The organism is Hyalangium gracile, from assembly GCF_020103725.1.
Taxonomy (GTDB): Bacteria; Myxococcota; Myxococcia; order Myxococcales; family Myxococcaceae; genus Hyalangium; species Hyalangium gracile.
In genome coordinates, this window is record NZ_JAHXBG010000007.1 from 172,001 (window position 1) to 186,974 (window position 14,974).

Sequence of the window (14,974 nt, forward strand, 5' to 3'; positions counted from 1 at the left end):
TCCGCCTCTCAGGTGTTGCAGCGCAGGCCGTCGAGCACGCACGTGCGGCACGCGTCCCACTTCAAGGAAATGTCCCGGGTGGCCTGTCCCACGCTGTCTCCGAGCCTCGCGTCCGGCTTCTCGATGAGGATGGGGCAGGTGAACACCCCCTGCGCCGTGACGATGCGGCTGGAGGCGCACAGCAGCGAGGACTCCACCGACGCCGCCAGCGCGTGCGCGCCCCAGGCCTCCTCGGGCTCGTACCCGTGCGTGCGTCGCACCTCGCGCCCCAGGCGCAGCAGGGGCAGGAACTTCACCCGGGGCTGGCGGATGCCCAGTCCTCGGACGAACTCGAGGAAGGCCTGGCGCGCGGCGTTTCCCTCCAGCCCCGTCTCGTGCTCCACCACCGTCACCACCGGGGACAGCCCCGCCGCTCCGAGCCGGCGCAAGCAGGAGACGACGCGCTCGAAGGTGCCGCGCCCGCGCACCGGATCATTCTGGGCGGCCGTCATGCCATCCAGGCTCACGCGCAAGTCCAGCGAGTAGCGCGCGGTGCGGAACCGCTCGGCGAGCCACTCCACCCGGGCGTCGTCCAGCAGCAGGCCGTTGGTGATGATCGTCAGCGGGGCCAGCGCCAGCGCCCGGTCCACGAGCGCCTGAATCTCGGGATGGAGGAAGGGCTCGCCGCCGGTGAAGTAGACCTCGCGCATGCCCAGCCGGGTGCCCTCGGCCAGCGCCTCCTCGCAGGCGGCCAGGGTCATCATCGGCACCTGGTCCGCCTTGGGGCCGCAGCTGATGAAGCAGTGCTGGCAGGCGATGTTGCACAGCGTGCCGGTGACCTGGAGCCACAGCGTGTCCAGCCAGCGGAAGCGCACCGTGGGGGCCGGGGCCAGGGGACGCGGCGTGTCGGTCGTGAGCATGGAGAAGTAACTCCCGAGGGTGGGACGAGATGCCCGCTCAGCCCGGCGGCGCGCGGTGGGACACAGCGGCGTGCCATGCGACGCCCAGCCCGTAGCCTACGCCGCTCAGCACCAGCCCGTACACGTTGGCGCCGAGCAGGGCCCGGTAGGCGCCATCTCCCAGCGTGAGCAGCTCCGGCCAGGCGGCGGTGTTCGCCCAGACCCCCACCACGAGCCCCGGGAGGAAGGAGAGGACGAAGGCGGCGGGAGCGGGCCGGTGCCAGCGCCACAGCAGGAAGGGGAAGGTGAACCCGAGCACCATGGTGCCGCTGATGGTGGTGGCCTTGAGCACGTCCGCCGTGGCGAACAGGGGCAGGTTGCCCACCACGGCGAAGAGCACCATGGCAGCTCGGCCGAGCCTCAAGCCGCCGTCCTCGCGAGCCCGCCGGGCCAGCGGCTCGAGCAGGCCGCGGAAGCCGGAGGGGTGGGCGCCTCCCTCGCCGGCGAGGTCCACCGAGACGTGCCGGGCAATCGCCGCGAAGGCCGAGTCCAGCACCGCCCCCGCCGAGTTCATCATCAGCAGGGAGATGATGAGCAGGGCGCCCGTGTCGAGCGCCCGGGCCACGCGCATGGGCGCGTCCCCCGCGCCGGACAGCCCCGCCAGCTTCGCGTGCACGCCGATGAAGCTGTAGAGCACGATGAAGAGGGCGCCCAGCAGCCCCGCGAGCAGGTAGGCGGTGAGCATCCGCCGGGGCGGGGTGACGAAGGCCCGGTCGGTGAGGACCGGATCATGGAAGGGGTAGCTGGCCACCTGCAGCAGGGCGACGAGGAGCAGATCCAGCCCGCCACCCAGCGACCAGGTGCTGGTGGAGAGCAGCGGGCCCGGGCCGTGGGCGGGCAGGATGAAGCCCAGCACCGCGGCGAGTAGCGCCACGGCCAGGGCCAGCTGGAGCCGGTCGGTGAGGATGGAGCCGCGCAGGCCTCCGCGCAGGCTGTAGAGCAGCACGGCCAGGGTGAAGGCGAACGCGGCGGCGTAGTAGGGCAGGGTGCCCGCGGTGCCGAAGTAGCTGGCCACCACGGCGGTGTTGCTCCACACCTCGTTGAAGAGGCGCACCAGGATGGTCAGCGAGAAGAGCACCGCGGCGGGAGTGCCGAAGCGCGCCACGAGGAAGGGGACCAGGCCCTCGTGCCCGGCTCGGCGGATGGTGAACAGGAGCAGGCCAGCCACGGGGATGGAGAGGTACCAGGTGGCGTAGGCCATGCCACCCAGGAGGCCGAAGCGCTCGCCCAGGTTGGCCGCGTTGGTGATGCTCTTGGCGAAGATCCACGTCACGAGCACGCTGCCGGTGAGCAGCGCCGTGGAGGGAGCAGCCCCGCCGGGCGCCTGGGCCCAGAAGAAGCTGCGCGCGGTGTGGGCGCGCGGCACCAGCAGCAGCAGCAGGGCGCCGTAGCCCGCGAGGACGAACCAGCCGAGGGAGGAAGTCACCGACACTGGGAGTCCATCTAGCACGTGCGGCAGGGCGCTGGGCTGCCCCGAGCACGGGAGGTTCTCCCCTTGACGCAATGAGGTGACGGCCCCGCGAGCCTGTCGTCGCGGGGCCGTCAGTGCTCGCTCAGCTCGCGCTCACTGGCACGCGCCAGGGGTGATGGTGCACGTGAGGGAGCAGTAGCCCTGGACGCACGCCTGCGCGTCCGCATCCGAGAAGGCGTGCACCGTCACCGTGCTCCCCGGATCAATCGCGGACTTGGAGCAGAAGTTGTAGGTGTTGCCCACGTTCGGGAACTGCGTCGGGGACTTGAGCTCGACGTAGCCCGAGAGGCCGAGCTGTTGCACCACTCCCTGGGCGCAGGTGGTCGCCTCCGCGGCGCTGTTCGCCATCACCGCGATGGGCTCGATGGCGCACCGGGTGGTCAAGTCCAGCATCCCGACGAAGAACTGGGTCGAGCCGTTGCACTGAGAGGTGTTGGACGTGATGCACGTCTTGTTGTTCCCGTTGCACGTGAGGCCCGGCGCGCAGACGTTGCTGCTGCAGCACTGCTTGTTGAGCTGGCCACACGTCGAGGAGCAGACGTCGGCGGAGTTGGGCTTCGGATCGCACGTCAGCCCTCCCTGACAGGTGTTGTCGAATCCGCAGCACACCTCGCCCGAGCCGCCGCAGGGCAGGCACGTGCCCTGGACGCACCGCGTCCCGGAAGTGCACATGCCAGGCCAGCTGGGGCACGCGCCGCCCTCCTCGCCCGGGGACTTCCCGATGAGCGGGCAGGCGCCCGGCTCGGGGTAGGGCACCTGTGGATCACAGTGCCCCTGGCAGTCGTTGCAGCCGGCAATGACAGCCGCCATCGCCAGCGCGATGAAGAATCGGTTCATCATGATGGAATCCTTTTTCGTGGGAGACGGGGACAATCACAGGCCGACGACGAAGAGCTCTTCCTTGCCGTCCACCGTGCCCTTGATGACGATCTGCTTGTCGTTGGTGACCTTGAGCGCCTCGGTCACCACCAGGCCTTCCCGAGGATCCGCCAGCCGGTTGAGATCGATGAGGCCGTCCTTGGGCGTCCAGAGGAAGCCTACGGACGTCCTGCCGTTGGAGGCCGTGCCGACGATCCAGCCCAGGTCGTTGATGGAGGTGGCCCAGGAGCGCGGGTAGCCCGACAGCTCCCCCAGCCGCTGCACGTTCCGCGAGGCGTCGATCCGCACCGCCGTGCGCAGGCCCTCCACATCCTCGCTGTGTCCCGCCATGACACCGAACTGGTTGACGGAGACCGGCACGGTGGTGGCCCCGGTGGCCATCGCGGGGAGCTCCACCACGCGGCCCTCTCGGAAGGCGAACCCCTGCTTGCTAGAGGACGTGCCCTTCACGCCCACCACATGCCCTGCCTCGCTCATCGCCAGGGCCTGGCTCCAGGTGGCGTCGATGGGCAGATCCGTGAGCCGGCTGCCGTCGTGCATGGCCGCCACCATCCCGCGCTCCGTCGTCAGGCGGTTGCCGAGCACCATGCCGTGGGCATTGATGGCCACGGGCGAGAAGCTGCCCAGCATCACCGCCTGGGTATCGAGCGCCTCGAAGTTCGCCTTGAACGCCTGCGTCGCCCCGCTCTGGGTGGTGAGCGTCCCCGTCATCCACCCCGTCGTCGACAGGGACACCGGGGACACGCTGGCCGCCCCGAAGTGCTGCTTCAGGTCCACGAGCTTCGTGGGGGTGAAGTAGACCGCCTTCTCGGAGACCTGGGCGATGCCCAGCCGCCCCTCGGTCAGATCGATGTAGCGGGTGCACCGGATGCACCCCGCCAGGATGTCGGGCACGTAGAGGATCTTGTCCCAGGGGTGGCGCTTGCCCTCCGACTCGGAGTCCGGGCTGACGTGGATGATCCGCTGCATCACCGCGCCGTTGGTGGCCGCCTTCACCGTGATGTAGCCGGTGAAGTTCGGCTTGAGCGTCGCGGTCACGGTGGCCATCGACTTGCCCTGGGGGATGACCACGTTCGGAGGCAGCTGGAGGTAGCCAGGGGCCGAGCTGGTGAGGCTGACCTTCGTGCCGCCCAGGGGCGCCACCGAGCTCACCCCGGCGCCGATGGTGAGCAGCTGGTTGGTCGTCTTGGCGTACACCTCGCTCGGAGCACCCAGGCTCGAGAGGTTGGGCCGGGGGATTCCCGCCAGGGCCCGGAGCTGCTTGACGGTGACCTGCCGGGTCCACCCGATGCCCAGCATGCCCGAGCCCTCGACGGTGACGTGCGTGCCAGCAGCGACGTACAGAGTCGCGTTGCGGGAGCAGGGGTTCACCGAGCACAGCGCCTGCTGGAAGCCGCTCAGGGGCTGGGCCTTCACCACCAGCTGCCCGTAGGCGCGCTCCAGCGAGTTGGTGCCGTCGATGTCGACGGGCGGGTTGAAGGTCTTGTTGAACGTCCAGGTGATGTAGTCGCCGTTGACCGAGGCGGTGGCGTGGATGAGCTGGTTGTCATTGACGCCGAAGTCCGACAGCCGGACATCCAGCGCCAGGTTCCCTGCGGGCTTGGGGATGTCGTAGCCGAGGGCGCTGTACTGCTCGCCGTCGAGCTCCACGACGAGGTTGTTGAGGAACAGGTTCTGCCCTGCCTGGACATCGGCGACGACGCCCGCCCAGGCCGCGTGGGCCACCAGGCCCACGAGAGCGCACCAGCCCCTCACACAGGACACGAATCGCATGCGTGTACTCCTTGGGTGAGAGTTCTGGGGTATGAACGAAATCCCCGGAAAATCTTCCCGAGCCGCAGCGAAAAAAATGTCTGGGAGGGCCGGGCCCTCGAACTACAGCCGCACGAGCAGCTCGCGGAGGATGGAGAAGCCCTGGCGGAAGTCCTCCAGCCGGGCCTGCTCGTTGGGCGCGTGGTAGTACGCCATCTCCCCGAAGCCGGTGATCTGCACGTCGCAGCCCTGGCGCTGCAAGTCCCTCACGAGCGGCAGCGAGCCGGTGAGCGAGAAGGGCGTGGGGGCCGCGCCGCGCACCTGCTCAATGGCCTCCTTCAGCGCCTGGAGCCCCGGCGAGTCCAGCCGGCAGGCGATGCCCTCCGTCCCGCTGCCCTGGAAGCGGAACGCCAGCGTGCCGCGCTTGCCGGCCGCCGTGCGGGTGCGCGGGAAGCCAGGAATGGCCTCGTCGCGCTCCAGCCGGGCGTCCAGCTCGAGCATGAAGTCCGTTACCGCGCGCTGCATCTCCTTCAAGTCGTGGAAGGGCGTGAGGCGCACGTCGCCGCGCAGCGTGACGTCGGACGGAATCTTCGTCTCCTTCGTGTTGGGCGCCTCCACCACCGTGGCCTTGAGGCTGGAGGAGGAGAGGAAGCCCCACCGCTTCTCGTCCTCCGTGGGAGGGAAGCGCTCGCGGAAGAAGCGCGCCAGCTCCAGCGACGCGGCCATGCCCAGCTCCAGCGCGTTGACGCAGTTCTGCGGCATGCCCGAGTGTCCACCCACGCCCGTCACCTTCAGCTCCCACAGGGCGATGCCACCGGTGCCCAGCGTGGGGCCGAAGTTGGCGCTGTCCAGCCAGTACACCGGCTGGCCCACCAGCTCCTTCAGCCGTCCCTGCTCGGCCACGTAGCCCAGGCCCAGGCCGGGCAGGCCCGTGGACTCCTCGTTGGAGATGAGCACCACCTTCAGCGTGCGGCGCGGGCGCTCACCGCGCTCGGCGAGCTGCGCCAGCAGGTCCGTCAGCACCGCCACGTGGCCCAGGCAGTCCGTGACGCCGCGCCCGTAGAGGATGCCGCCGGGCCCCTCCCACAGCGCGAAGGGGCTGTGCTCCCAGCCCTCGCCCTTCTCGTCCGCGGGCACGACGTCGAAGTGCGCGCCCACGAAGCCCAGCGCCCCGGCACCGGCGTCCTGGCCCCGCACGGTGAGCACCAGGCAGGGGCGGGCCTCGTTGCCGGCGGCCGCCAGGGACTCGGCCTGGATGAAGCCGCTCTGGATGTGGGGCGCCAGCGTGTCCAGCACCACCTGGGCGGCCAGCCGCTCCTCGGGCACCAGCCCCGCGCCAGGGTTGTTCTGCAGCCTCGGCGTCAGGGCGATGAGACGCCGGAGCACATCCAGGAAGCGGTCCTCACGAAGGGCGAGTGCATTCATGGGGGCGGATTGGAGCCGAGCCCCCGGCGGAAGTCACCGGAAACCCTTGGAAGGGCGGGCGAACACCCGCGTCCGCATGGCGACCCTGCCCGCGAATGGACCGACGGGTGGCTACTTCCACCAGGAGCAGCCCCTGCCCTGGTAGGAGCCGCCCCGTCAGTCCAGGCGCTGGCTACTCCGCGAGCGTCCCGAGCTTCTGGGGGGTGGCCAGCGTCAGCTTCTCGGTGCGCAGCGGGAGCGCATCGTCACGCAGATTGAGCGGCTCGTGCATGATGGCGCCCGGGATCCGGTCGGGGAAGCGGTTCGGATTCGGGGCCAGCTGGGTGCCCGGCTTGCCGTGGCGAGCCAGGTCGCGGTCGGCCGCGTCGAGCTTGCGCTCCAGCGAGCCTTCCTTGTTCAGGGGCTTCTTGTCGAAGAGGGTGTCGAGCTTGTCGCCGCCGAGGGAGGGGCCGCGGGCCTCGGAGATGTCGGCCTGCTTGCCGAGCAGCTTGGAGGCCTCGGAGTTGGTGATGTTGCCGTTGGAGATGCCCTCGGCCAGCGTGTCGATCTGACCGGCCTGGCGGGAACCGTCCTCCTCCTTCAGACGGATGCCCAGGTCCGGGATGCCCTTCTCGCCGGCTTCCGAGATGTTCATGCCGGCCAGGGTCTGCATCAGGTTGAGCTTGCGGCGCTCATCGAGGCTGAGCTTGCCGTCGGCCACGGCGCTCCGGGTGGCATCGGAGATGCCCTGCTGCTCGGTGAGCAGCTTCTGGGACTCGCCGGCGGAGATGGTGCCGTTGCGCACGCCATCGGCGATCTGGTTCAGCTGGTTGCTCTGGGTGGCGTCCACGCCGCGCTCGCCCAGGGGGCGCTTGTCGGAGAAGGAGTCGATGAGGGAGTGGCCGGCGAGCTTCTTCTCGGCGAGGGGCTTGGTGAAGATGGCCGCCTCGAGGCCCTTGGCGGGCACGGCCTCGGCGGTGGGCTGGGAGGCGGGGGTCGTCGGGGCCGGGGGAACGAGGTTCAGGGCGGGGTTGGCAATGCGCATGACGAGGCTCCTGGGAGAGACCGACGGGAGGGGTCGGTGAGTACGGGCAGTCTCCACTGCACCCGGTGTGCCACCAGATGCAGCAGGGGCGCCGGGCGGCTGTGCTCCAGTCGTTTCCAGCAGTTATGCGCTCACCCTCGCCAGGCGGCGGAGCGCGGGTGACGGCGCTCACCGGGCTGCCCTGGTGACGGCAGTCATTCTCTGATGACAGCCGTCACCGCCAGCACCTGGGAGCGGTGCGCAGGCGCGGTGTGAGCTGAACTCCCGCAATAGCTCGGGGGCTGCGGAGCCCTCTACGAGCTCACGCAGCCCCCGTGGACATCATCGTTGCCGCCTTACTTCTTGCCGGCGCCCATCACGGTCGACAGCTTCAGCTCCTCGGGGCTCAAGCCCCACTGCACGATCGACAGGCCGCCCGCGGTCTGCTTTCCGCTGTGGGTGGCCGCCAGCTCATGAGGCTCGAACTTCTGCAGGGCCCACGACCCATTCTGCTGCTTGACGTACATCTCGAGCGGCCTGGTGGGGTCGACCGCGCTGGACGGGAACGGCTGATGGGTCCGCAGGTGCTGCTGGACCGCGTTGGTTCCCCCGACGATCTCGTTGCCGTTGCGCAGCGAGCCCGGGCGCAGGCCCCCGGCCTGTTCGATCTGCTCCAGCCGGCCCTGCTTGCTCGTGTCGGTGGCCAGCGTGTAGCGCCGCTGCGCGTCCATCTGGCTCTCGAGCCCGGTCCGCTGTGTCTTCAGCGTGTCGAGCTGCTGCTTCTGGGGGTTCTGGGCCTCCCACTGCTTGATCATGGGGCCCAGCTCCTTCCTCGGCACGCCCTGAGCCACCAGCTGCTGGGTGTACGCCTGGCGCTGGCTCTTCAGCGCCGTCTCCGCCGTGCTGATCTGCGAGGTGAGCTGCTGATGATGGGTGGTGAGCTGCTGCCACTGCTGGGGTTTGGCGCCCACGGGCATCTTGTTGTCGCCCCCCGTGAACTCGGAGAAGTAACCCTTCGACTTCAGCTGGTCGAAGTTCTCATTTCCAAGGTTCTTCCTCCAGTCGGCCTCGTTCCAGCCGGCCTTGTCGCCCTTCTGCAGCGTCTGCTTCTGCTCAGGGGTGAGGTTCAGATTGGGGGGGGTGGCGTCCAGCTTGGTGGGGCGCGCGTACGAGTAGTCGATCAGGTGGACGAGGCCCTGGTTGCGCCCGGCGCCGTTGGTGTTCCATTGGTTGAGCGCCGCCTGCTCCTGGGCCTTCCGGTCGAAGTGGCTGTTCAGGTGCGAGTAGTTGCCCTGGAGCTTCCCGGGCTGAGGCGTCCGGACCGACTGCGTCGGGACCTGCTGCGTGACGTTCGGCAGCTGTGGGGTGGTCGGGGAGCGGGGCGAGGGAGGGGCGCTGCGGGGCGGGGTGCCCGTGGGCCGGGGCATCGACAACGAAGGCAGCGAGTTCGAGCGGAGGGGACGCATCTTCATGGGCGGGCTCCTGAGGGCCTGAGGTGTCCGCCTGTAGAGCATCGCTCGTGCCAACCCCTGCGTGTCTTACAGTGTCACGCAAATCCATGGATTTCGGGTGCTTGCATGATTCGCCGACGGGCCCGGGCTGGCTCGCACGGTGACTGCGGTCATCAACTGGTGACGGCGGTCATCAGGCCCCGAGCGGCGCGAACAGCGTCACGCCCCAGCGGGACTGCACTCCGCGTCTTCACCGTTGCCATGCACGAGGTGCTCGAGGTGCCTTTGAAGGCCCCGTCAGCCCTGCTGCTGCGAGAGCTGGTAGGTGTTTCCCAGCTCGTCCTGGACGATCGTCGCGACGCCGTCGATGGCGGTGACGAGGAGCTGCTGGGAGAGCTGGCGCGTGCGGTAGGTCCACCCTTGCGGCGGAGACAGCCGCGAGCCCAGGTCCGCCAGGGCGTCCTGGCTCAGGTGGCCGAGCTGCACGCTGAAGGACTGCATGACGAAGATCCGGCCCTCGGGGTCCACCAGCTCGTGGACCGGCTTTCCCGGCTGGAACACATAGGTGGTGTTGCGGGCCACCGTGCGCGTGGCGTAGGGCGAGCCCATGCGCAGGCCCTCCGAGAGCGGAATGCGCAGCTGCCCGGCCTTGCGCATCTCGATGCCCCCGAAGCTCTTGCTCTCCGTATCCAGAAAGGCGCTGTGGGTGAACGCGTCGATCATCCAGTATCGAGGCCCGTTCAGGATGACGGCCGAGGCCTGGAACTCCTGCTGGAGCTGCTTCGAGTCCAGGCGCTGCCAGGCCTCCTCCGGGCAGTCGTTGAGCAGGTAGGTGTTGTAGACGTCGACGCGAAGCCCGAGGCCCTCCTGGTATGCCAGCAGCACCTCGCAGTACCTCGCGCCTCGAACGTCCTGGGACTGCTGAGGGGGCGGAGCCTCCGGGCTCTGCGCGGGCTCCGGAGCATTGGCGCAGGCACAGCAGAGCAGCAGCGGGAGCAGCCAGAGTCGCAGGGGAATCAGGGGCAGTCCGTACGTCGTCTTCATGGGGTCCTCGCGGTGGGGGAGGCGCTCGTTCGCCTCGATGCGGTGGACGCACGCCGCGCGGGATGTGAAGCGACGCTGGCTCCGGCTGGCCGGCGGGCGGTAGCGGAGTCGTGATGGAAAGTCGACGCCTACGCCGGAGCTCATGCAGCTCGGGGGATGGCGCCTGGCCCCAGGTCCCGCTGGCCGAGCGTGGGCAGCACCGGGTGTGGATCTGATCCTGAGCGTTGGACAAAGTCGAGAGGATCTGGTGATGAGCGAATCGCCAGAAGCGGTCTCTTCAACGGGGGATGGTGCACGCTCGTTGCTCCCGGATGAGGTGCGGTGAAGAGTAGGGCGTCAGGGGATCAACTCGCAATTCACCGGCCCCCGCCCCATCCCGTTTCGTCCCGCCTGGTTCCTCTCTAGCGGGTCGCATCGAACCCGAGGCTCATGTGTCGGCCTTGGCGAAATGAGCGATCTGGTCGGCGTGGGCCTTCACGAACGCGGGCCGCGCCGTCGCGCGCTTCAGGTAGTCACGCGTCGCGGGATGCGCCGCGAGCCCTTCGAAGCGATCGACGAGGCGCAGCACGTCCGCCATGAGGATGTCGGCGACGGAGAAGGAGCCCGCGAGCCACTCGCGCTTCGCGACCACCGGCTCGAGGCGATCGAGGCGCAGCTTCAGGAAGTCGTCGAAGCGCTTCTCGCTCTGCCCCGAGAACTTGAAGAGGGACCACGGGAGGCTCGCCATCTCGACGGAGTTGAGCGCGGCGAAGATCCACTCGATCACCTCCGCGCGCCCCGTCGGATCGCGAGGCATCAGCGCCTCGCTCCGCTCGCCGAGGTGCAGCAGGATCGCGCCGCTCTCGAAGATCGAGATATCGCCGTCCTTCAGCCACGGCACCTGTCCGAACGGCTGGTGCGCAAGGTGCTCGGGGCCGCGTTCCTTGAACGACACGCTCTCGACGCGATACGGGAGCTTCGCCTCCTCCAAGGCCCAGCGCACGCGGATGTCCCGCACGAACCCGCGCGGCGGCGGAGGAACCCAATCGTAGGTGGTGAGAACGAGATCGCCCATGCGTCGCGTCTACCAGCCCTGATCGACGCTTGCCAGCGCCGCCGCCGCGATCGTCAATCGTCGTTGTCGACGCTGAACACGACGACGCGGTCCGGGCTCGACGAAACATTGCGGGGTGGAGGACCTGCGCGAGGCACTGGGGCATCTGCGCGCGGCCTCCGCCAGCAAGCCCGTCCCCGTCGAGGATGTGTCGCTCGTGCCAGCGGCATGAACGGTGGCACCGTCTTCCGGCTGGGGCGGGATGCTGTGCCACTCGTCGTGTTCATCCTGGGGACCCATGAGGTAGGGTAGGGCGAGCGGTCGGAGGAGGCTGTCCCGTACTTCGGAGAGCACTCATGGGGAAGAAGCGACCCAAGCAGGAAGTGGATCCACTCTTCCTGCCAGTGGGGATGCGGGTGGGGGAGTGGCGGGTGCAAGGGTGGAGAGGCCGGGGCGCCTACGGCACGCTCTACCGAGTGGAGCGGGTGGGGCAGGAGGCAGCTGGCTCGTTTGCGCTCAAGCTGGCCACCCATCCTCGGGATGAGCGCTTCGAACGCGAGGCCTGGCTGCTGTCGCGCATCCAGAGCCCCCATGTGCCCCGGTTCCTGGGGCAGGGTGTGTGGGAGCACGCCTGTGGAGCCTTCCCGTACGTGGTGATGGACTGGGTGGAGGGAGAGACGCTGTACGAGTGGGCCGAGAGGCGCAACCCGACGTGGCGCCAGGCGGCGAGGCTGCTGGCGCAGGTGGCACGGGCGCTGGAGGCCACGCATGCGGTGGGAGGACTGCACCGGGATGTAAAGGGTGAAAACGTGCTGGTGAGGCCCGCGGATGGGCGGGCCTTTCTGACAGACTTCGGTGCGGGGCACTACCGAGGTGCGGCCACGCTCACAACGAAGTTGCTGCCTCCGGGCACGCCCGCCTACCGCAGCCCCGAGGCGCGGGGCTTTCTGCGCGTGTTCCTGCGCCACCCGACGGCGCACTATCCGGCGAGCGCGTGTGATGACTTGTTCGCGCTGGGAGTCATGGCCTACCGACTGGTGACGGACGAGTACCCGCCGTCCACACGCCCCGAGGAGAGCGGCTCCGAGGTGTGGAGTGCGAACGGGCCGGGACCGCGCCCACCGCGCGAGCTCAACCCGCGAGTGCCCCTTGAGCTGGATGCGGTCATCCAGCGACTGCTTGCCATCGCCCCGGAGGAGCGTTTTGGAGGCAGGGCGAGGGATGCCGCCGAGGCGCTGGAGCAGGTGGCGGAGAGTGCGGAGGCTGAGGCGGAGGGCCCGTTGTTCTTCTGGGGGGATGAGCAACGCCCGCGCCTGCGTGCTCCCGGGAGTGTGCGGCGGGCTGAGCTGCAGGACGCCTCTGCGAGGGAGAGAGCGCTGCGCGGAGCGGGTGCGCGGAGTGAAGCGGAGGCCCACCGGGAGCAGGCTGCGCCGCAGCGCTGGGAACCGGTATGGGGAGTGGAGATGGCGGTGGCTCTGCTGGGACTATTGCTCGCGGCGCTATCCGTGGCGTTGCTGTACCGTGGGCAGGGACTGGCCGGGATGGCTTCAGCGATAGTGTCACCGAAGGGAGAGCGCGTGGCGGTAGGCGATAGCATCACTCCCTCTGCGACGCTCGCCCCCATGCGCAGTCACGAACTGCCATCGGCGATCGGGCTGGCGCTGCCCGAGAAGCCCTTTCCCGGTCAGCGTACGCCTCCGTGCACCCGGTATGGCGAGGTGGAGATCCGTGGCGGTTGCTGGTACCGCCTGGGTGATGCCCCAGCGCCGTGCAAGGAGGACGCGTACGACTGGAGGGGAGCCTGTTACCTGCCGTCGTATCCACCTCGGCGCCCGTCTGCGTCCGGGACTCCGTGATGCTTCGTCGCAAGGGCGTACAGGGGCATGAACCCCTGGGCGATAGGCCCTAAAACCGCAGAAGCACACTCCTTTCGTCGTTCCTTAAGAGGTCCTAACAAAAGTCAGGTTTGAGGGTTCCGTCCCCTCGGGAGAGGGCTCCAGTCCTTACTTTTGTTAGGCGCTCTAAACTAAACTGGGTACTTCGGGTCCTCGGAGAAGCCCCTGGCAGTCCCGCCTGCTTCCCAGCGCTCCCTCCACTCTTGGAGACGTCGTTGACGGCGTCAGGAGAGCACTGTAGCTGTAGCCAAGGCATGGGTTCCTCCTATCGCGGGGGTGTGGTTCTCATCCTGAGCACGCTCCGAGGAACCGCCAGGGGTCGGCATGGGCGACCTTTGAAAATTCAGCTACTTGCGAGCCTGCGTAGCCTCTGCGGAGGTTCTGCTCAGGATGAGATCCACACCCTATCGCGGGCATGATGGCTCCATGGCGCGATGCAGGTTACTCGGATCTTGACTTGGGAGATAGGTGGCCTTGCCTGGGATACGAATCTTTGTACTGCTCATCAATAGCTGCCCAGCTGGCCGCGCCGGATGCGAGTCTATTAGCGAATACACTGAGGTCAGGCTTTACTCGCCGATCTCTTTGGCATTCCGTTGATGTAGACGATCTCGGATGAGGGTTGCTTCTCCTGTATTGCGCGCGCGCGAATGTTGTCGAGCGTTTCGATCTTCTTACCCTCGTCGCCCACCTCTAGCACGACGTACGTTGCTGAAAGCGTCTTTTCGCCTTTCTTGTACAATTCGAGTTGCTTGGTGTAGCCCTGCACGAGTTTCACATTAGAAGAAAGTTTGATTTCAACAAGGTGCCGTAGGGTGCTGCCTTTTGAGAACTTGAAGTCCACGGCACCTTGACCGGTCTCGGTCTCAGGATTGATGTCTAGATCGTTGGCTTCGCAGTAGGCGAGGGCGATGGCGAAGAACATCCGCTGAGCAGCCTTCTCTGGACGCCGCTTCCTATGGTGCCAGAGTTCGCGCCAGAGATCACGGTTTTCGATCAAATGCGTGAACTGATCGATGATCTTATCGACGACTGTCTTCATCGACTTGGCGTCATGGACCTTGGGTTTCTCGATCGCTAGCGGCTCTCGGGCGGTCAACTCCTCAATGCCTCTCTTCCAGAAGAGCAACCCGTCTGGATCGGAGTGCACGTCGTAACCGACCTTCGGGATAGAATGGATACTCGCGAGGTAAGCCTCGAAATTCGCTTTGCTGGCGAGCATCTCTTCGCGAAGCTTGTCCTTATCTTTTTGACGGACAGCATCGGCCCAGAGTGCCGCAACCTTCTTGTTGACGTTGCTTCGGAGTGCTTCGCTGATGGCGATGGCGTGCTGGATTCCATCCCAGTCCTTCGCAATTGGCAGGGCACGAAGGATGTCTTGCGGAACGAGAATGATTGGGCTGTCTGGATCGTAGGGGTTCGGAATCAGATTCCCTTTGGACGACCCCACCTTCATCTCCTTCGTCGGAATGCCTAACGTCTTGGCAACGCCCTCGTTCAGTTTGACGAGTGCGGGCATGATCACGTTCGTAGTCATGTCACTGATCAGGTCGGGACCGATCTCCTTCTCGAACAGGGACATCGCAACGAACAAATCTGGATCGGTGACGCCGAGGTTCACAATTGCTTTTGCCGTCTCCAGCAACTGTGCCGTCTTCTTGCGCCCAAACGCCGAGCCAGCGGTTGACACGGCGCCGTAACCAAGGCAGGTGCCCCGAATTTCGGGAAATCGGAGCAGATTTGTGGCGGTTTTCCAATAGGTGTCGCCCATGCTCTTGGATTCATGCAGAAACTTGATGACCAGTTTGAAACGCTGCTCGTAGGCCTCTTTCGCGTCTTTGCTAATCGTCGGATTCGAGCTTGCTGCGAGAAGCAAAGGGTCGATGAACAGTGGTGTATCGACGTTCAAACTCGGCTCGAAGAGCCCAAGCGGGGCCCATATATTCGGCTTAACGTTGAAGTGCTTCGTGAAGAGCACGGGTTTCGGCAACTTGGCCACGGTTCCCCCCAGCAGACTCGGGTGTTCTCAATCTTATAGAATTATATACTGGCAGGCGTGCCCGTTGAGGAGGAGGAAGAGAAG

Annotated in this window: 11 protein-coding genes; 1 reads left to right on the forward strand and 10 read right to left on the reverse strand. The window is 67.1% G+C overall.

The genetic code is table 11. The annotated features are described in order from the left end of the window. Window positions 1-8: 8 nt before the first annotated feature. The 9 genes from KY572_RS15980 to KY572_RS16020 form a co-directional block, all read right to left on the reverse strand. Window positions 9-899 carry a radical SAM protein gene (locus tag KY572_RS15980; protein WP_224243481.1) on the reverse strand — a complete coding sequence of 297 codons (891 nt, stop codon included), beginning with the start codon at window positions 897-899 and terminating at the stop codon, window positions 9-11. Between the two features lie 37 nt (window positions 900-936). Next, window positions 937-2,364, reverse strand: coding sequence for an SLC5/6 family protein (locus KY572_RS15985; protein WP_224243482.1), 1,428 nt, complete (start codon window positions 2,362-2,364; stop codon window positions 937-939). Window positions 2,365-2,502: 138 nt separating this feature from the next. Continuing rightward, window positions 2,503-3,249: a hypothetical protein gene (locus tag KY572_RS15990; protein WP_224243483.1), complete on the reverse strand. Its 747-nt coding sequence runs from the start codon at window positions 3,247-3,249 to the stop codon at window positions 2,503-2,505. A gap of 33 nt (window positions 3,250-3,282) precedes the next feature. Beyond that, window positions 3,283-5,061 carry a hypothetical protein gene (locus KY572_RS15995; protein ID WP_224243484.1) on the reverse strand — a complete coding sequence of 593 codons (1,779 nt, stop codon included), beginning with the start codon at window positions 5,059-5,061 and terminating at the stop codon, window positions 3,283-3,285. Between the two features lie 102 nt (window positions 5,062-5,163). Next, window positions 5,164-6,465 carry a M20/M25/M40 family metallo-hydrolase gene (locus KY572_RS16000; RefSeq protein ID WP_224243485.1) on the reverse strand — a complete coding sequence of 434 codons (1,302 nt, stop codon included), beginning with the start codon at window positions 6,463-6,465 and terminating at the stop codon, window positions 5,164-5,166. 172 nt (window positions 6,466-6,637) lie between these two features. Beyond that, on the reverse strand, window positions 6,638-7,489 hold the full coding sequence (locus KY572_RS16005; protein WP_224243486.1) for a hypothetical protein: 852 nt from the start codon (window positions 7,487-7,489) through the stop codon (window positions 6,638-6,640). Between the two features lie 335 nt (window positions 7,490-7,824). After that, entirely contained in the window at window positions 7,825-8,940 is a 1,116-nt protein-coding gene (locus tag KY572_RS16010) for a hypothetical protein (RefSeq protein WP_224243487.1), read from the reverse strand. A gap of 276 nt (window positions 8,941-9,216) precedes the next feature. Next, window positions 9,217-9,963 (reverse strand): hypothetical protein, encoded by a 747-nt coding sequence (locus tag KY572_RS16015; protein WP_224243488.1) that lies wholly within the window; start codon window positions 9,961-9,963, stop codon window positions 9,217-9,219. 427 nt (window positions 9,964-10,390) lie between these two features. Continuing rightward, window positions 10,391-11,017 (reverse strand): glutathione S-transferase family protein, encoded by a 627-nt coding sequence (locus tag KY572_RS16020; RefSeq protein WP_224243489.1) that lies wholly within the window; start codon window positions 11,015-11,017, stop codon window positions 10,391-10,393. A 335-nt stretch (window positions 11,018-11,352) separates the two neighbouring features. Between KY572_RS16020 and KY572_RS16025 the strand changes: the two genes are divergently transcribed. Further along, the gene (locus KY572_RS16025) at window positions 11,353-12,852 is read left to right on the forward strand and encodes a serine/threonine-protein kinase (RefSeq protein WP_224243490.1); all 1,500 of its coding nucleotides are present in this window, start codon (window positions 11,353-11,355) and stop codon (window positions 12,850-12,852) included. A gap of 601 nt (window positions 12,853-13,453) precedes the next feature. Here KY572_RS16025 and KY572_RS16030 read toward each other — a convergent pair. Continuing rightward, a complete protein-coding gene (locus KY572_RS16030; RefSeq protein WP_224243491.1) occupies window positions 13,454-14,890 on the reverse strand; it encodes a hypothetical protein in 1,437 nt (478 codons plus the stop codon). Window positions 14,891-14,974 lie beyond the last annotated feature (84 nt).

What these genes read in the sequence shown, in the direction of transcription:
- KY572_RS16000 (WP_224243485.1), bottom strand. Translation starts at nt 6,465, where the DNA reads ATGAATGCACTCGCCCTTCGTGAGGACCGCTTCCTGGATGTGCTCCGG.
- KY572_RS15990 (WP_224243483.1), bottom strand. Translation starts at nt 3,249, where the DNA reads ATGATGAACCGATTCTTCATCGCGCTGGCGATGGCGGCTGTCATTGCC.
- KY572_RS16015 (WP_224243488.1), bottom strand. Translation starts at nt 9,963, where the DNA reads ATGAAGACGACGTACGGACTGCCCCTGATTCCCCTGCGACTCTGGCTG.
- KY572_RS15980 (WP_224243481.1), bottom strand. Translation starts at nt 899, where the DNA reads ATGCTCACGACCGACACGCCGCGTCCCCTGGCCCCGGCCCCCACGGTG.
- KY572_RS16010 (WP_224243487.1), bottom strand. Translation starts at nt 8,940, where the DNA reads ATGAAGATGCGTCCCCTCCGCTCGAACTCGCTGCCTTCGTTGTCGATG.
- KY572_RS15995 (WP_224243484.1), bottom strand. Translation starts at nt 5,061, where the DNA reads ATGCGATTCGTGTCCTGTGTGAGGGGCTGGTGCGCTCTCGTGGGCCTG.
- KY572_RS16005 (WP_224243486.1), bottom strand. Translation starts at nt 7,489, where the DNA reads ATGCGCATTGCCAACCCCGCCCTGAACCTCGTTCCCCCGGCCCCGACG.
- KY572_RS16025 (WP_224243490.1), top strand. Translation starts at nt 11,353, where the DNA reads ATGGGGAAGAAGCGACCCAAGCAGGAAGTGGATCCACTCTTCCTGCCA.
- KY572_RS16020 (WP_224243489.1), bottom strand. Translation starts at nt 11,017, where the DNA reads ATGGGCGATCTCGTTCTCACCACCTACGATTGGGTTCCTCCGCCGCCG.